Here is a 16,332-nt window from a genome sequence, read left to right as displayed (position 1 = left end):
AATGGGCATGCCTATTGGGATGCCCCGGCAATGCCGGGGCAAAAACGGCTCAACGATTGGCGAAGTACATGGTCACTTCGAAACCAATACGCAGGTCGGTGTAGGCGGGTTTAGTCCACATGGCGCGGTCCTCTTCTTATCGACGCCGGCGAATTCCGGCCCCTTCATTAAGCGCCCCGACCGACAGCAGCCAAATGGTACTTTGGGATGAATTTCTGCTGGCATTGGTAGTGTTTGCAGGGTGCGCGCGACACCACCTGCTTTGTCCGGCAGCCTCACGCTGACTATGCAGCAACAGATGCAACACGCTGCCGCTGACAGCAGCCAATAAAAAACGCGGCCGAAGCCGCGTTGCGATAGTGACCTGCTGCAGCAGTTATCTGCCCAGACCACAAACAGATCTCGCCGACCGGCGAATCGCAGGAAGGAGCCCGGCGCACTGGAGCGGATACGCCGGGGTTACACGAGTTAGAAGAGGCCCAGCGGGTTGATGTCGTAGCTGATCAAGAGGTTCTTGGTCTGCTGATAGTGGTCGAGCATCATCTTGTGGGTTTCGCGGCCAACGCCAGACTTCTTGTAGCCACCGAACGCGGCGTGCGCCGGGTACAGGTGGTAGCAGTTGGTCCATACGCGACCGGCCTTGATTGCCCGACCCATGCGGTAGGCGACGTTGATGTCGCGGCTCCACACGCCTGCGCCCAGGCCGAACTCGGTGTCGTTGGCAATCGCCAGCGCTTCGGCTTCGTCCTTGAAGGTGGTCACGCCGATCACCGGGCCAAAGATTTCTTCCTGGAACACGCGCATCTGGTTGGTGCCCTTGAGCAGGGTCGGCTGGATGTAGTAACCGTTGGCCAGGTTGCCTTCGAGTTTCTCCACGCCGCCACCGGTGAGCACCTGGGCGCCTTCCTGCTGGGCGATCTCCAGGTAACTGAGGATCTTGTCGAACTGCTGCTGCGAGGCCTGGGCGCCGACCATGGTGTCGGTGTCCAGCGGATCACCACGCTTGATCTGCTTGATCTTTTTCATGACCTCGACCATGAACGACTCATAGATCGATTCCTGCACCAGCGCACGCGCCGGACAGGTGCACACCTCGCCCTGGTTGAAGAAGCCCAGCACCAGGCCTTCAGCGGCCTTCTCGATAAACGCCGGCTCGGCATTCATGATGTCGGCGAAGAAAATGTTCGGCGATTTGCCGCCCAGTTCGACGGTGCTCGGGATGATGTTTTCGGCGGCACACTTGAGGATATGCGAGCCCACTGGAGTCGATCCGGTGAAGGCAATCTTGGCAATGCGTTTACTGGTGGCCAGTGCTTCACCGGCTTCACGGCCGAAGCCCTGGACGACGTTGAGCACACCCGGCGGCAGCAGGTCGCCAATCAGCTCCATCAGCACGGTGATCGACAGCGGCGTCTGCTCGGCCGGTTTGAGCACGATGGCGTTGCCAGCGGCCAGAGCCGGTGCGAGTTTCCAGGCCCCCATCAGCAGCGGGAAGTTCCACGGGATGATCTGCCCGACCACGCCCAGCGGTTCATGGAAGTGGTAGGCCACGGTGCCTTCATTGATCTCGGCGGTGCTGCCTTCCTGCGCGCGGATGCACCCGGCGTAGTAGCGGAAGTGGTCAGCAGCCAGCGGCACGTCGGCGTTGAGGGTTTCGCGCACGGCCTTGCCGTTATCCCAGGTCTCGGCCACAGCCAGCAGTTCAAGGTTGGCTTCGATGCGGTCGGCAATCTTCAGCAGAATGTGCGAACGCTCCTGCACCGAGGTCTTGCCCCAGGCATCGGCAGCGGCGTGAGCAGCATCCAGCGCCTTGTTGATATCGGCGGCGTCGGAACGGGGGAACTCACCGATCACCGAACCATCCACCGGGCTGGTGTTAGTGAAGTACTGACCACTCAGCGGGGCGACAAACTCACCATTGATGTAGTTGCCGTAGCGCGGTTTGAGGGTGATGACAGCGCCTGGCGTACCGGGTTTGGCGTAAAGCATGGGATTAACCTCTCTTGTTGGCGGAGCCTGCCCCCTGGGACGTGGAGCAGGTCATGGTTCGATCTTAGGAAGCGCCTTGCTCGACCGGTATGCGCCCATGGCACAAAACCTCTCGTCATTTGGTAGTAGAGCCGCAAACCGCGACCCAGAGCCTCGTACTCGCACACGTCAGGGCAACTGCCGACGGAACTCGCGGCCATCGGCGTCCACCCAGCGTAGCAGCAGTGGCGTATGTCCAGTCGGCAGCCACAACCGCCAGTAAGGGTTGGCCGCCAAACCCTCAAAAGGTTCGACGCGCAGCAAGTTGCCGTGCGTTCCATTGATTTCAAAGCGTGTCGGCAAGTGCCGCGCCAGCAGCTGACCGTCCGCGCCGGGACGCCGCCCGGTTTCCATCGGATGACGCAATAAGCTGCGCAACTCCAGGCCGTGCTCGCCCGCCTCCAGCCAGCCCTGCAACTGGCCCAGCGTGGCGGCGCTATTGCCCAGGCTGGGTGACAGGCAGCTGCTGGCCAGCACCTCGACTGACTGCGCGGCCTGCCAAATCCGTCCGCGGCCGTCACGTGCCAACACAATCAGCTGCTGGCTGCGCGGTAAGCGCACGCGGGTCGACAGGCGCAGCGGCGCTTCCCAGGCCTGCAGCTGCACCGTAGCAATGCGAGGGTCCTCCTCGCCGCTGCGCAACAGGCTGAGGGATAACGGCGGCTGAGCACCGTGCAGGGTCAGGTCGACGGCAACGAACGCACCGTCCTCGACCCAGCTTGGCACCTCGACAGTCAGTCCCTGTGTCTGCGCTTGAGCACCCTGCAACCACTGCTCCACCGCTTCCTGGGCCTGCCCCCAGGGTTGCGCCGCAGCCGGCCCCGCCAGCATCAGCATCAACAGCACTGCGCGCAGGCTCATAGCAACTGCCCCCAGGCATCGGCACAGATGCTTTGATACCAGGCCTCGGCCAGCGCCGCCTCCTGAGCGCGCAGACCGAGAGGCGCCTGCAACGGGCTGAGCGCCAGACTGCCTGGTAACTCGACCAGACGTTGCGCCTGCACGCCGTAATCCGCGGCAATCGACACCGCCTGACCCGGTGCCAGCAAGCTGTAGCAGGTGTTACGCCACACCGCTGGCGGCGGCGCCTGTCCAGCCAAATCAGCGAGTAACGCCGCCACCGCAACCTTGGCTTGGGCATTGGCGCTGTAGGCTGACTTGGGCATCGGTGCAGCGATACAGGCGTCCCCGGCCACGTAGATGTCGCTGGCCTCACGGGCCTGAAACGTCGCCGGGCGAATCGGCACCCAGCCGCTGGCGTCCACCAGGCCACTACGCTGGGCCACCTCGGCCGCCTTCTGTGGTGGGATCAGGTTGATCACGGCGGCGCGATGCCGCTGGCCAAACTCGCAAACCAACTCGCGGCGTATGGCATCGGCACGCACCACACGACCATCGCCGGCCCGGCCGACCCATTCGATACGCTCACCGTAGAGCGTCTGCCAGCCCTGTTGAAACAGCGCCTGCTTGGAGAAGCTGTCCTTGCTGTCGAGAATCAGCAGCTTGCTGCGTGGCTTGGCCTGGCTCAGGTAATGGGCAATCAGGCTCGCGCGCTCGTAGGGGCCCGGCGGGCAACGATAGGGGTTGTCCGGCACGCTGATAATCACCAGGCCGCCGTCGTTCATGGCCTGCAACTGCCTGCGCAACAGACTGGTCTGCGCACCGGCCTGCCAGGCATGCGGAAGGTGCATCGAGGCGTTACGGTCGTAGCCTTCAATGGCCTGCCAATCCATGTCGATGCCGGGCGCCAGAAACACCCGGTCGTAGCGCAAACGCTGGCCGTCTTGCAGCACCACTTGGCGGGCCTGCAGGTCAATTTCCCGCGCACGCTCACGCACGTGCAGCACCTGCTGGCGCTGCAAGGCGCGGTAATCCTGGCGCAGGCTATCGAGCTCAGCCATACCCGCCAGCACATTGTTGCTGAAGGGGCAGGTATAGAACGCCGACTTGGGCTCAATAAGCACCACTTCAAGCGCCGGTGCCTGGCGTTTGAGGTAACGCGCGGCAGTGGCACCGGCAAAACCACCACCGACTACCAAGACCCGCGCGCGACTCACGCTGGCATTTAACCCACTGGGTAACAACCAAGGCATTGCGGCCAGGCCGGCGAGCATTTGACGACGGGTAAGATCCTGCATACGTCCCCCATAGCCAGGCGATAGAGCGCCACGCTGAGGCATGGCCGTGCATTCGGCCATGCCGCTTTAGTCGAGAATCCTTAGTACTAACGCCTAAAACGCAGATGGCCGGTCTAGACCGGCCATCTCATACGCTACAGGCTAATTAACGCTTGGCGACCAGCTCCTTGGGCAGTTTGAAGGTCCAGAGCATGCCGCCCTGGTTGTAGTTCTTCACCCGTTTGGCCACTTCGCCGCCCCACAACGGTACCGCGCCACCCCAGCCGGAGAGCACCGAGACATACTGCTCGCCGTCCATTTCCCAGGTAACCGGCGAGCCGAGTACGCCGGAGCCAGTTTGGAATTCCCAGACTTTCTCGCCGGTCTTGGCGTTAAAGGCCTGCAGGAAACCTTCCGGGTTACCGGTGAACACCAGGTTGCCCTTAGTGGTCATTACCCCACCCCACAGCGGCGCGTAGTTCTTCTGCCGCCAGACTTCCTTGCCGGTTTTCGGGTCGATGGCGCGCAGCACACCGATGTATTCCTCGTTCAGTGGCCTGATGGTGAAACCAGCCCCCAGGTAGGCCGCGCCTTTTTTGTAGGCGATGTCTTCGTTCCAGATGTCCATGCCCCACTCGTTGGATGGCACATAGAACAGGCCGGTGTCCTGGCTGTAGGCCATGGGCATCCAGTTTTTCGCGCCAAGGAAGGCCGGCGCAGAGAACACGCTGGTGCCCTTCTTCGCCGCATTCGGCGAGCCTGGACGGTTGCTGTCGTCGTAGATCGGCCGGCCGTTCTTATCCAGGCCTTTAGCCCAGGTGATCTTGTCGACAAACGGGAAGCCACGAATGAACTTGCCGTTGGTGCGGTCGAGTACGTAGAAGAAGCCGTTACGGTCAGCGGTGGCGGCGGCTTTGATGGTCTTACCGCCTTCCTCGTAGTTGAAGGAGATCAGTTCGTTGACCCCGTCAAAGTCCCAGCCGTCATGCGGGGTGGTCTGGAAGTGCCAGGTGATGGTGCCATCATCCGGATTCAGGGCCAGACGCGAGGAGGAATAGAGGTTATCGCCAGGGCGCAGGTGCGAGTTCCACGGCGCCGGGTTACCGGTACCGAACAGCAGCAGGTTGGTTTCCGGGTCGTAGTAGCCGCCCAACCACGGTGCGGCACCGCCGGTTTTCCACAGATCGCCCGGCCAGGTTTTACCGGCCTCGCCACCGCTGATGCCGTTCTCAATGGCCTTGCCGTCTTTGTAGACATAGCCCATGTGGCCTTCAACAGTTGGTCGGCTCCACAGCAGCTCACCATTCTTCGGGTCGTAGGCTTCGATCTTGCCGACCACACCAAACTCGCCACCGGAAACCCCGGTAATCAGCTTGCCATTGACCACCAGCGGCGCAGCAGTGATTGAGTAACCGGCCTTGTGATCCGCCACGTTCTTGCGCCAGACCACCTTACCGGTGTCCTTATTCAGGGCCACCAACTTGGCGTCGAGGGTGCCGAAAATCACCAAGTCGCCATACAGCGCCACCCCGCGGTTGATCACGTCGCAGCATGGGCGAATGTCATCCGGCAGGCGCGCATCGTACTGCCACAGTTCTTTGCCGGTGCGGGCGTCCACGGCATATACCCGCGAGTAGGAGGCGGTCACGTACATCACGCCGTCCTTGATCATCGGCTGGGCTTGCTGGCCGCGTTGTTTTTCGCCACCGAAGGACAGGGTCCAGACCGGACGCAGGTCCTTGATGTTATCCGTGTTCAGGGTCGTCAACGTGCTGTAGCGCTGACCCTGCAGGCCCATACCATTGGTGACGATCTCATCGGTGGTGTTCACATCGTTAAGGATTTCCTGATCAGTCACCGCCCAGGCTGGAGCGGCGGCCACGAGCATTGCGCTACACAAGGCACTGAGAACGAAGGATTGGCGAAAACCGGAGTGTTTCATTGCGGCTACCTCTGCGGGTTCATTGTTATCACCGGGAATTTTTCCCGATCTGCCACAGATTCTTGGCTGCCCAGCCTCCCCCAACAATTGAACGCAGTACCGATTTAGCTACTCCCTTGGTAGCAATACCGCCCGTTTTATCGCTGCCTGACGCACCTGCCACGCAGGCAATTTTCCCGCCCGGATGTGCACCCACACCGTACCGGCACATGGCCTGGCCGACTTAAGTGCTAGCCCAGCCCCCTGAAAAGAGCATACCCAGCCCCCGGCCCAGCCGTTAGAAAGCTACTCCCCCACGCTAAGGAGCAAGCCATATGGGCCGCACCACCCCACTCAGCCACCTGTTGTTGAGCTGCCTGCTGCTGGTAGACCTGGGCAACCTTGCCCAGGCCGAGCCCATCAAGATCGGCCTCAACTACCCACGTACCGGCAATTACAAGGATGAAGGTCTCGAGCTGCGCCGTGGTGCACTGCTGGCCGTGGACGAAATCAACCAAGCAGGTGGCGTGCTCGGCAAACCGCTGGAGCTGCTCAGCAAGAACACCAGCTCGCAGGCCGACAAGGCCGTCAGCAATGTCGATTACTTCGCCAACCAGGACGCACGCATGGTGTTTGGCGGCGCCACCAGTGAAGAGGCGATAGCCGCCGGGCGACGCGCCCGCGAGCGCGGCCTGCTGTACTTCGCCACCCTGAGCTATGCCAATGAAGTGACCGGCCTGGCCGGCCATCGCTATCTGTTCCGGGAGTCCAACAGCGCCTGGATGAGTGCACGGGTGCTCGGCGAATACCTGTCCTGGCATATGCCACGCCAGCGCTACCACTACATCATTGTCGATGACGCCTGGGGCCGCAGCATGGAAAACGCCCTGCGCCTGGCCACCAACAGCACCGACCGCGCACGCCATGGCCGTACTGCGCTACCCAGTGGTCTGGTGCGCCGTGAGCAGTACCTGGCGGCGCTCAATAAAGCGGCCCGCAGCGAGGCGGATATCCTCGTGCTGGTGCTGCTCGGCGAGAACCTGCAGCGCAGCATGCGCATGGTGCACAACATGGGCCTCAAGCAACGTACGCAGATCATCGTGCCCAACCTGACCAAGAGCGTGGTGCAGCAGGCCGGGCCGCTGGTGATGGAGGGCGTGATCGGCACCGAAGCCTGGACCTGGAACCTGCCCAGCCAGGACAACATCGCCCAGGGCCAGCAATTCGTTGAGCGCTATATCAGCGATTATCAGGAGTACCCCGGCAGCACCAGCGCCTCCGCCTACTCCATCGTCAAGCAATGGGCCGATGCCGTGCAGCGCACGCAAAGCCTGGACAGCGAACGGCTGATCAGCACCCTGGAAGACCACAGTTACCAGTTGCTCAAGGGGCAGCAGCAGTGGCGCGCCTTCGACCATCAGAACGTGCAGAGCATCTATGCGGTACGGGTACGCAAGCGTGACGACGTGATGCTCGACCCGTTCAAGCAGCACTACTTCGACATCATCCACCATATGGACGGCGACCAGGCCGCGCCGAGCCAGGATGAGTGGCAGCAGGAGCGCGGCGAGGAATTGCAGCTGCGCTAAGCCAATCATGTGTTGCCAGGGACAACCCGTAGGGTGCGCTGCGCGCACCGGGATTCAACGTCTGCGCGGACATACCCCCAATTAGACGAGTAATGACTTGTGCGCACGGCGCACCCTACGAAGCAAGAGCACCTCACGTCTGTGTCGATAAATACAGACGTACCACACTCGTGGTACAGAGCCACCGCATCTGGGTATCGCAGTTTTTCTTAGCGATCCACCCGCTGCATCGCGGCCTGCTCATAACGCGGGTAGAGATGACTGACGCTGCGGATCAGCTCATAACGGCTGAGGTTTACGCCGGCAAAGCGTTCCGGGATGGCGGTGCGGATCAGTTCATTCATTTCCGCGCCCTGCTCGGCACCGCTGCGCATGACGCCGTCCAGCCAGCCGAGGTAATCACGCATCTGGGCAAAGGGCGCAGCATCGCTGGCCAGCGGGCCATGGCCGGGCACGATCTGCTTCCAGGGCAGGTGCTGCAGCTGGTCGAGATCCGCCAGCCAGGTGGCCAGGCTCGGTGTGCCGGGTGTGGTCAGGGCACGTTGATAAAACACCAGATCACCGGCAAACAGCACGCCGCTCTGCACATCGAGAATCGCCAGATCAGCCCCGGTGTGGCCGCTCAGGGCCAGCAGTTGCAGCGTCCGCCCGCCTACCTCAAGCATTCCCGGCTCAAGGCTCTCAGTGGGCAGCAGCACTTCGGTGCCGCGCATCCAGTCGCCCACCAGGCGGTACATGTTCTCCGCCATGGTATCGCCCTGCTCTACCAGCAACGCGGTGGTGCCGGGCAAGGCGGCAATCGGCACATCGCTGAAGGCCTGATTGCCCAGCACATGGTCGGGATGATGATGGGTCAGCATGACCTTGAGCAGCGGCTTGTCAGTGACGCGGGCAATCGCTTGGCGCATCACCTCGCCGTAACGCCGCGACGGCCCGCTGTCGATCACCACAACGCCTTTATCGGTGACGATAAACCCGGTGTTGACGATATTGCCGCCATTGGCCTGGGAGAAGTTGTCCGTGCTGCCTTCAAACAGCCACACGCCATCGGCAATCTGCCGGGGCTGTAGGTCGTAGGCGAGCGGATTGGCGTGCACGCAGGCGCTGGCCAGCGCCGCCAGTATGAGTATCCAGCGCATAAGCACCTCGCGATAAGACGGGCAGCGCCGTGCTGGGCTGCCCAGGGCAGAACCGCCATTTAGGGCGCGAGGCGGACCTCGCTGATCTGCACCAGCGGCTGGCTGTCGGTAAAGTTCGGCAGATCGCCCATGATCCGTGCCGCGTGCGGGGCAAAGCTCTGCTCGAACACCGCCACGCTGTCGAAATACAGATGCCCCATGGCGATATAGGGCGCGGCCTCACCGGGCGTGGCGCTGGCCAGGCCAGCGTCCACGGCAATGCCTTGGCACGCGCTGCCCAGGCATTCGCGCACGATCGCCATATGCTGCTCGCAGTAATAGGTCATGTCGAAACGCACACCGGGAGTATTGGGGTACAGCACGCTGACTTTGATCATGGCAGGTCCTTGTGGCTTTCAGAGTTCGGCTTTGAATTCATTGCCGTTGTTGTCACGCAACCATAGCTCGGTCTCGACGTTGCCCTTTACATCCAGGCTGATGGTCGGGTTTTCGCTGACGGCGGGAAACAGTTCGAGGCTGGCCAGGGTGTTGCCGCTGCGATCACGCAACTGCGCCTGGTTGAGAAAAAATTCCGGAATACCGCCGACCAGGCCGTTGTCCATGGGGTGCGCCACCTGCACGCGAAGGCGGTTGGCATCAGCCAGGACAAAGCGCTTGCCGAGCACTTCACCCAGATGCTCCTCCCAACCGGCCTGGGCGCGCACCACACTGGGGGCTGTGCAGCCGCCACCGGCAGCATCGATTTGCGTCGAACCGACATGCCAGAGCCCGTCACGGGTCAGTACCGCCACCCGCAGCGGCGTGGCCTGCTCGACCCGAATGCGGATGGCCAGCCGTGGCAGCACCTGCTCACCCGGCTGGAAATCGAAGATCTGTGGAATCGGATTGAGTTCGGCCCAGGCCAGCATGCGCACCACCTGACCGTCGAAGGCACTGGCGTCGATCTGAATCGGCACCTGCCGCGCGTCCTCGGCAAACGGCGGCGCGCTGAGCTTGACCCGCTCATCGAAAACAAAGGCTTCGCCGCCCAGCAGACGCTCGTGGTAGTAGTCCCACATCACCGATGTGACCGGGTCGCGCTGGCTGCCCCAGCTGTCCCAGGGCACGGCAAACAGCGCCAGCAGTAGAAATGAACGCCAATCCAGTTCCATCCCACACCTCCCGGTGCCGTTGACCTGCAGCCCTACTCAACCTCCTGGTACAACCCCGGCAACTCATAACGCAGACCGTAGTGGCCATAGATACGCTTGAGCTCCCCGGCGAGAATCAGCTCTTCGAGCTTTTCTTCCAGGGCATAGGCCAATTGCCGATTGCTTTCATGCACCGCCATGCCGATGTCCCAGACCTGCTTGCCCATGTCCGGGTAAGCGTTCTCGGCCAGCGCCAGTTGCTCGTCAGCCGCCAGTTTGAGCTGCCAGTCGACCTCGCCGCGCAGCGCCATCACCGCATCCACTTCACCGGCTTTCATCGCCGCGAACGCTTGCTGAACATTGCTGTAGTGATGGGTCTGCTGGCTGAGCATGCCGTCTTTCACCGATGACAGATAAAAGGACGGCACGCTTTCCACCTCGACACCAATGGGGTGGCGCTGAAACACCGCCACACTGGGCACCGCGTCCAGCCGGCGGCGGTCGAATGCCACCTGCCAGCGCTCACGCTGATACGGGCCGAACATCACCACCAGTTCGTTGACCAGCTCGCCGAACTCGTTGCTCTTGTAGGAAAACTCGCGGTCATAAGGAACGCGCAGCATCACATCGGCCAGTTCGTGCGGACGCAGGTAATGCCCGCGCCAGATGTAATCACGCAGGTCATCATCGAGCTTCTCGCCCGGCGGTGCCCAGATCACTTCAAGCCTGAGCCCCAGACCTGCGGCCAAAGCCTCGGCGACCTCATAGTCGACGCCACGGGATTTCCCGTCCTGCTGAAAGCTGTAAGGCGCGAAATCCTGATACAGCGCCACCTTGAGCACACCGGACTCGACAATCGAGTCATAGCTGCGCACCTGCGCCTGCAGCGGCGTACAGACCGCCAGCAGTGCAGAACACCACAGCCCCAGCCACACCAGTCGCCGAGCCATGCCGATTACTCCTCGATGGCCACGCTCTCCAGGTAACTGCGCACGGCCCACAGCGCTTCCTGGCTGAGGTAGTCGGCCATTTTCGGCATATACACCCGACCATCACGCACGGCGCCATTGATCACCCGCTCCTTGAACCACTCATCGCCGCTGATGCCGGCTTCGAGCAGGCGCAGGTCCGGGGCAATGCCACCGGATTTGGCTTCCAGGCCATGGCACGCCGCGCAGTTCTGGTTGTACGCCGAAGAGCCGATTTCGATGGCCCGGGCATTACCCCGGTAGGGGTTTTCATCCAGCCACTCTTCGCCCAGTGGCTCCAGCCCCTCGGTCTTAACGGCTTGGGGCACCACGTCGCCATGGGCCCAGAGGTTGGCGGAAAAGGCCAACAGCAGAAATGCATAACCGGTGTTCTTTTTAATTGTCATGTTCAAGGCCTCATCAAATGCACGCACAACAGCTCATGGAGCTTGCTTGTGAGCATCTTAGAAACAGCGCCGCGCGCACCGAATGCTGCTTTGGTGGCCCGCGACTAATCCCTTGGTAGTAGGGCTTGTGGCCGTGTAACAGGTGGCTTTAGCAGCAAGGCTAAGTCATGTCCGGTTTGGGCATTCTTCCCGGCCTAGCCGGGAGTTTTTCCGTTTCGGCGTAATCCGCGTGGTTCCACTATCGGTTCGCCAGGTCGCCAACAGGGCAGTACCTGCAACCTTCACCACCACGATGGGAAACCACAACCATGACAACAAGATCGTTACCCAGCTCGCCACGTCCCATGGCGCTCGCCATCCACAGCCTATTACTGGCCGGCGGCCTGGCCTTGAGTGGCAGTGCGCTGGCCAAAAACGTCACTTGGGACGACATCGCCAACGACCACTTGAGCACCAATAATGTGCTGCAGTACGGCATGGGCACCAACGCCCAGCGCTGGAGTCCGCTGGCTCAAGTGAACGCCGACAACGTGTACAAACTGACTCCCGCCTGGTCGTTCTCCTTCGGTGATGAAAAGCAGCGCGGCCAGGAATCCCAAGGTGTGGTGCACGATGGCGTGATCTACGTCACCGGTTCCTATTCACGAGTCTTTGCTCTCGACGCGAAGACTGGAAAGCGCCTCTGGACCTACAACCACCGCTTGCCGGACAACATTCGTCCATGCTGTGACGTGGTCAACCGCGGCGTCGCAATTTATGGCGACAAGGTCTACTTCGGCACCCTAGACGCCCGTGTCGTTGCCTTGAATAAAGACACCGGAAAAGTGCTGTGGAACAAGAAGTTTGGTGACCACGCAGTGGGCTACACCATGACCGGCGCGCCGACCCTGGTGAAGGACAAGGTATCGGGCAAGACCCTGCTGATTCACGGCAGTTCTGGCGATGAGTTCGGCGTGGTCGGCAAGCTGTTCGCCCGCGACCCGGAAACCGGTGAAGAAGTCTGGATGCGTCCATTTGTCGAAGGCCACATGGGTCGCCTGAATGGCAAAGACAGCACGCCAACCGGCGACGTCAAAGCCCCTTCCTGGCCGGATGATCCCAGCCACCCAACCGGCAAGAAGGCCGCCTGGAGCCAGGGCGGTGGCGCACCGTGGCAGAGCGCCAGCTTCGATGCGGAAACCAACACCATCATCATCGGTGCCGGCAACCCGGCCCCTTGGAACGGCTGGGCGCGTACCGCCGACGGTGGCGATCCGAAGGACTACGACAGCCTCTACACCTCAGGCCAGGTTGGCGTAGACCCGTCCACCGGCGAAGTGAAGTGGTTCTACCAGCACACCCCGAACGATGCCTGGGACTTCTCCGGCAACAACGAACTGGTGCTGTTCGACTACAAGGACAAGGCCGGTAAAACCGTCAAGGCTACCGCCCACGCCGACCGCAACGGTTTCTTCTATGTAGTCGACCGCGCCAACGGCAAGCTGCAAAACGCCTTCCCCTTCGTCGACAAGATCACCTGGGCCAGCCATATCGACCTGAAAACCGGTCGCCCGGTGGAAAACGAAGGTCAACGCCCACCAAAACCGGAGCCGGGTGAAGCCAAAGGCAAATCGGTAGAAGTGTCGCCGCCTTTCCTCGGTGGCAAAAACTGGAACCCGATGGCCTACAGCCAGGACACCGGCCTGTTCTACGTGCCGGCCAACCACTGGAAAGAGGACTACTGGGCCGAGGAAGCCAACTACAAGGCGGGCTCCGCTTACCTGGGCATGGGCTTCCGCATCAAACGCCTGTTCGAAGACCACGTCGGCATCCTGCGGGCAATGAACCCGACCACCGGCAAGGTCGTCTGGGAGCACAAGGAAAAATTGCCACTGTGGGCCGGCGTACTGGCCACCAAGGGCAATCTGGTGTTCACCGGCACTGGCGACGGCTACTTCAAGGCCTTCGACGCGAAGAACGGCAAGGAGCTGTGGAAGTTCCAGACCGGCACCGGAATCATCTCCCCGCCCATCACCTGGGAACAGGATGGCGAGCAGTACATCGGCGTAACCACCGGTTACGGCGGAGCAGTACCGCTGTGGGGCGGCGACATGGCCGAGCTGACCAAACCGGTCGCGCAAGGCGGCTCGTTCTGGGTATTCAAGCTGCCAAGCTGGGATAACAAGACCGCACAACGCTGATCGCAACTCGCATGACGCACCCTAGGGTGCGTCATGCGCATCCACTTTCGCGCTTCCAAGCAACCACCTGCGTTGCCCCCGTGGTGCGCACGGCGCACCCTACCCGAGGACTCGCCATGAATTACCTGCCTCTGCTTCTGCCCATCGTACTGCTGGTGCTGGGTACCGAACTGGTCAACGCCGATGAGGTGCTCACCGTCAACGGCTGCCGCATCGAAGCCGACAGCCAATGCCCCAAAGCCAACCTGCAAGGTGCCAACCTGAGCAACCAGGACATGCGCCGTATGAACCTGGAAGGTGCCGACCTGCGTGGTGCCGATTTACGCCATAGCCGCCTGGATCTGGCCAACCTGGAAAAAGCACAACTGCAAGGTGCCGACCTGACCCGTGCCAGCCTGCAACAAAGTCAGCTGCGCCTGGCCGACTTCAGCAACAGCACCCTGGTAGCCATCAACGGCTGGGCCATGTATGCCCAGGCGGCAAAATTCAACGCAGCCGATATGCGCGCTGCCAACCTGGAATTCGCCCGCCTGTCTGCCGCCAAACTGCACAATGCCAACCTGCAAGCGGCCAATCTGGAAATGACCTGGCTAAGCAAGGCTGACCTCAAGGGCGCCAACCTCAAGGACGCCAACCTGCAAGAGGTCAAACTCTCAGGCTCCAACCTCGCCGACGCCGACCTAAGCGGCACGCGCACCCACTACGGCAACTTCCAGGGCGCCAATATGCAAGGTTGTGTGGAATGCCCCAAGGGATGGGATTGAAGGGTAATACAAGGCAGGGATTAGATCGGCCTGTTGCGAGTAGGCTGATTAGGCTTGGAATTTCCGCTTGCAAAGGTGGACAAGCTTCGCGTTGTCCACCCTACGACCGTCGATCGCCGCTGTATGGTCAGTAGCCTGGAGAGGCGGCTTAAAGTCATGGGCTATAGGCATCCAAACTAATAGCTTTAAGCGCTTTCCAGCCCCAGCCGAATAACCCCGGTATCAATCGCCAGGTGCACCAACTCTGCCTGGGAGCTGACCTGCAGTTTGCTCTTGAGCAGGGTCAGGTAGTTGGACACGGTTTTGCTGCTGATGCACAAGTGCTCGGCGATCTGGCGGCTGGGCATGCCTTTGGCCAGCATCACGAAAATCTCGAATTCACGCTGGGTCATGCCGCGCAGGCGTGGGTCGCTGCTGCCCTCGCCCATCGGGTTACAGGCCAGATGAGTGGCCAGGCCTTGCTCGATGTACGCATGCCCGGCCAGGGTACGTTTGACGGCCTCGACCAGCACCTCTGGCGATGAGGTTTTGGTCAAGTAACCCAGCGCGCCGGCATCCAATGCCTGACGCACCAGAGGTAACTCGTCGTGCATGCTGAAAAACAACACGCGCAACTGCGGCAGGCGCTGACGCAGGCGTCGGGTCACTTCCAGGCCGCTGATGCCGGGCAGGCCGATATCCATGATGACCAGGTTGGGAATCTCCTCGTGGACCATCTGAAACGCCTGCTCACCATCGCAGGCCTCGCGCACCTGTACGTCCGGCAGTAAGGCGCGCAGCAAGCTGGCATAGCCTTGGCGGACAACCGCGTGATCATCGACCAGCAGTATTTTCATGTTTCCTGCTCCGGCAGTGCCAGGGTCAAGCACAAAGCCCACCCGGCTTGAGGACGACTGTGCACGCGCAGCACGGCGCCCAGGCTGCGCGCACGCTCGTGGATTGAACGCAGGCCAATGCCAGGGCGCTGCGGCAACTGCGCGCCACGGCCATTGTCCCGAATAAACAAACGCAAGCGCCGCCCCTGATAGTGCAGGCGCACGCGCACTTCACTGGCCTGGGCATGCTTGGCCACATTGGTCAGGGCTTCCTGCACCAAGCGGTACAGGTGTGCCTTGGTCGGCAACGGCAGGTTCGGCAGCGTGCCGCTGACGGTTACGTGGCATTGCACGCGCTGCGCCGTCTGCCAGTTGCTCGCGAGTAAGTGCAGCGCTTCATCCAGTTGTAAATGCTCCAGCACCACGGGATACAGGTCGCGAATTAACGCGCGAAAGCCCTCTTGCAGGCGCTGGCAATTGGCATCCAGCTGCTGCGCGGTCACCAGTACCTGCTCGGGTTGTTGCGCCACGGCCTGCAACAAACAGGCTTGCGCACGAATACCACTGAGGTACTGGCCAAGATCGTCATGCAGAGTCTGTCCCAGGCGCGCGCGCTCACGCTCTTGCAGGGCCATCAGGGCCTGGGTCAACTCGGTGTTATCAGCCTGGACCTGCTGCAAGGTGGTGGCCATGGCATTGAAATAGCCGGCCAGTTGCCGCGCCTCGGGCAAACTGCGCGCTGGCAAGCGGGCATCCAGCTGGCCCTGGGTCACCTGCTGCAGGCCCGCCAATAGTTCATCCAGCACGCGCAGGCCACGGTGTACGGCCCAGCGAATCGCCACCAGGCTGATCAGCAGCGCCAGCAGGCAGAGCAGCAGCAACTGCAACAACGAATCCCAGACTTCGTCGATCTCATCGCTGGGATCGACGCTGATCTGCAATTGTCGACCGTCCGCCAACATGGCCACACGTGGCGTGGGTTGCAACGCAAACAGATGCTGCCCCAACCACTGCTCAAATGACTGCGCCGCCGGGTCAGTCGCTAGCGGCAACCACTGCAGCCGTACATGACGCAAATTATCGGCCAGGCCATTTTGCAGGCTGGCGGGGTCGCGTTGCGCGGCTTCGTACAGATACTCGACCACCGCTTCGGCGGCCTGCACCTCGCGCTGCACATCCTCGCTGGCTTGGCGCACTAGTAGGGCCAGGCCGAGCACGGTGACCAGGGCGAAAAAAAGCGTCACCAGCAGGTAAGTGCGCCATAGAACGGACAC

The 16,332-nt window shown here is 61.6% G+C and carries 15 protein-coding genes; 3 read left to right on the top strand and 12 right to left on the bottom strand.

Going from position 1 to position 16,332, the window contains the following annotated elements; genetic code table 11:
- Positions 1-49: 49 nt before the first annotated feature.
- The 5 genes from pqqA to SOP97_RS16085 form a co-directional block, all read right to left on the bottom strand.
- Positions 50-121 (bottom strand): pyrroloquinoline quinone precursor peptide PqqA, encoded by a 72-nt coding sequence (gene pqqA, locus SOP97_RS16105; RefSeq protein ID WP_003243383.1) that lies wholly within the window; start codon positions 119-121, stop codon positions 50-52.
- A 347-nt stretch (positions 122-468) separates the two neighbouring features.
- The gene (exaC, locus tag SOP97_RS16100) at positions 469-1,989 is read right to left on the bottom strand and encodes an acetaldehyde dehydrogenase ExaC (protein WP_274086619.1); all 1,521 of its coding nucleotides are present in this window, start codon (positions 1,987-1,989) and stop codon (positions 469-471) included.
- 168 nt (positions 1,990-2,157) lie between these two features.
- Entirely contained in the window at positions 2,158-2,889 is a 732-nt protein-coding gene (locus tag SOP97_RS16095; protein WP_274086620.1) for a thiosulfate oxidation carrier protein SoxY, read from the bottom strand.
- The gene (locus tag SOP97_RS16090) at positions 2,886-4,166 is read right to left on the bottom strand and encodes an NAD(P)/FAD-dependent oxidoreductase (RefSeq protein WP_274086621.1); all 1,281 of its coding nucleotides are present in this window, start codon (positions 4,164-4,166) and stop codon (positions 2,886-2,888) included. Before SOP97_RS16090 ends, SOP97_RS16095 begins: the two co-directional genes overlap by 4 nt.
- 145 nt (positions 4,167-4,311) lie before the next feature.
- Positions 4,312-6,087, bottom strand: coding sequence for a methanol/ethanol family PQQ-dependent dehydrogenase (locus SOP97_RS16085; protein WP_322950124.1), 1,776 nt, complete (start codon positions 6,085-6,087; stop codon positions 4,312-4,314).
- 314 nt (positions 6,088-6,401) lie between these two features.
- Between SOP97_RS16085 and SOP97_RS16080 the strand changes: the two genes are divergently transcribed.
- Complete coding sequence (locus SOP97_RS16080; protein ID WP_322950122.1) at positions 6,402-7,655, top strand: ABC transporter substrate-binding protein; 1,254 nt, start codon at positions 6,402-6,404, stop codon at positions 7,653-7,655.
- 209 nt (positions 7,656-7,864) lie between these two features.
- Here SOP97_RS16080 and SOP97_RS16075 read toward each other — a convergent pair whose 3' ends face one another.
- From SOP97_RS16075 to pedF, 5 genes are read right to left on the bottom strand one after another with little or no spacing between them, the layout of a single operon-like run.
- On the bottom strand, positions 7,865-8,794 hold the full coding sequence (locus tag SOP97_RS16075) for a quinoprotein relay system zinc metallohydrolase 1 (RefSeq protein WP_090252817.1): 930 nt from the start codon (positions 8,792-8,794) through the stop codon (positions 7,865-7,867).
- 59 nt (positions 8,795-8,853) lie between these two features.
- Positions 8,854-9,171: an EthD family reductase gene (locus SOP97_RS16070; RefSeq protein ID WP_090252814.1), complete on the bottom strand. Its 318-nt coding sequence runs from the start codon at positions 9,169-9,171 to the stop codon at positions 8,854-8,856.
- Between the two features lie 18 nt (positions 9,172-9,189).
- Entirely contained in the window at positions 9,190-9,939 is a 750-nt protein-coding gene (locus tag SOP97_RS16065) for a quinoprotein dehydrogenase-associated SoxYZ-like carrier (protein WP_090254090.1), read from the bottom strand.
- 38 nt (positions 9,940-9,977) lie between these two features.
- Entirely contained in the window at positions 9,978-10,874 is an 897-nt protein-coding gene (locus SOP97_RS16060; protein WP_090252812.1) for a substrate-binding periplasmic protein, read from the bottom strand.
- A 5-nt stretch (positions 10,875-10,879) separates the two neighbouring features.
- Positions 10,880-11,299: a cytochrome c-550 PedF gene (gene pedF, locus SOP97_RS16055; protein WP_274086624.1), complete on the bottom strand. Its 420-nt coding sequence runs from the start codon at positions 11,297-11,299 to the stop codon at positions 10,880-10,882.
- Between the two features lie 308 nt (positions 11,300-11,607).
- Between pedF and exaA the strand changes: the two genes are divergently transcribed.
- A complete protein-coding gene (gene exaA / locus SOP97_RS16050; protein WP_322950118.1) occupies positions 11,608-13,479 on the top strand; it encodes a quinoprotein ethanol dehydrogenase in 1,872 nt (623 codons plus the stop codon).
- A 116-nt stretch (positions 13,480-13,595) separates the two neighbouring features.
- Complete coding sequence (locus SOP97_RS16045; RefSeq protein ID WP_322950117.1) at positions 13,596-14,243, top strand: pentapeptide repeat-containing protein; 648 nt, start codon at positions 13,596-13,598, stop codon at positions 14,241-14,243.
- Between the two features lie 185 nt (positions 14,244-14,428).
- On the opposite strand, the gene SOP97_RS16040 is transcribed toward SOP97_RS16045, so the two are convergent.
- Together SOP97_RS16040 and SOP97_RS16035 are read right to left on the bottom strand one after the other, a co-directional pair.
- A complete protein-coding gene (locus SOP97_RS16040; RefSeq protein WP_322950115.1) occupies positions 14,429-15,079 on the bottom strand; it encodes a response regulator transcription factor in 651 nt (216 codons plus the stop codon).
- Positions 15,076-16,332, bottom strand: a complete 1,257-nt coding sequence (locus SOP97_RS16035; RefSeq protein WP_322950113.1) for a HAMP domain-containing sensor histidine kinase — start codon at positions 16,330-16,332, stop codon at positions 15,076-15,078. The genes SOP97_RS16040 and SOP97_RS16035 overlap by 4 nt, the downstream gene beginning before the upstream one ends.

The sequence above is a fragment of the Pseudomonas spirodelae genome, assembly GCF_034653255.1.
GTDB classification, from domain to species: Bacteria; Pseudomonadota; Gammaproteobacteria; order Pseudomonadales; family Pseudomonadaceae; genus Aquipseudomonas; species Aquipseudomonas spirodelae.
This window is presented reverse-complemented; position numbering and strand designations above follow the sequence as displayed.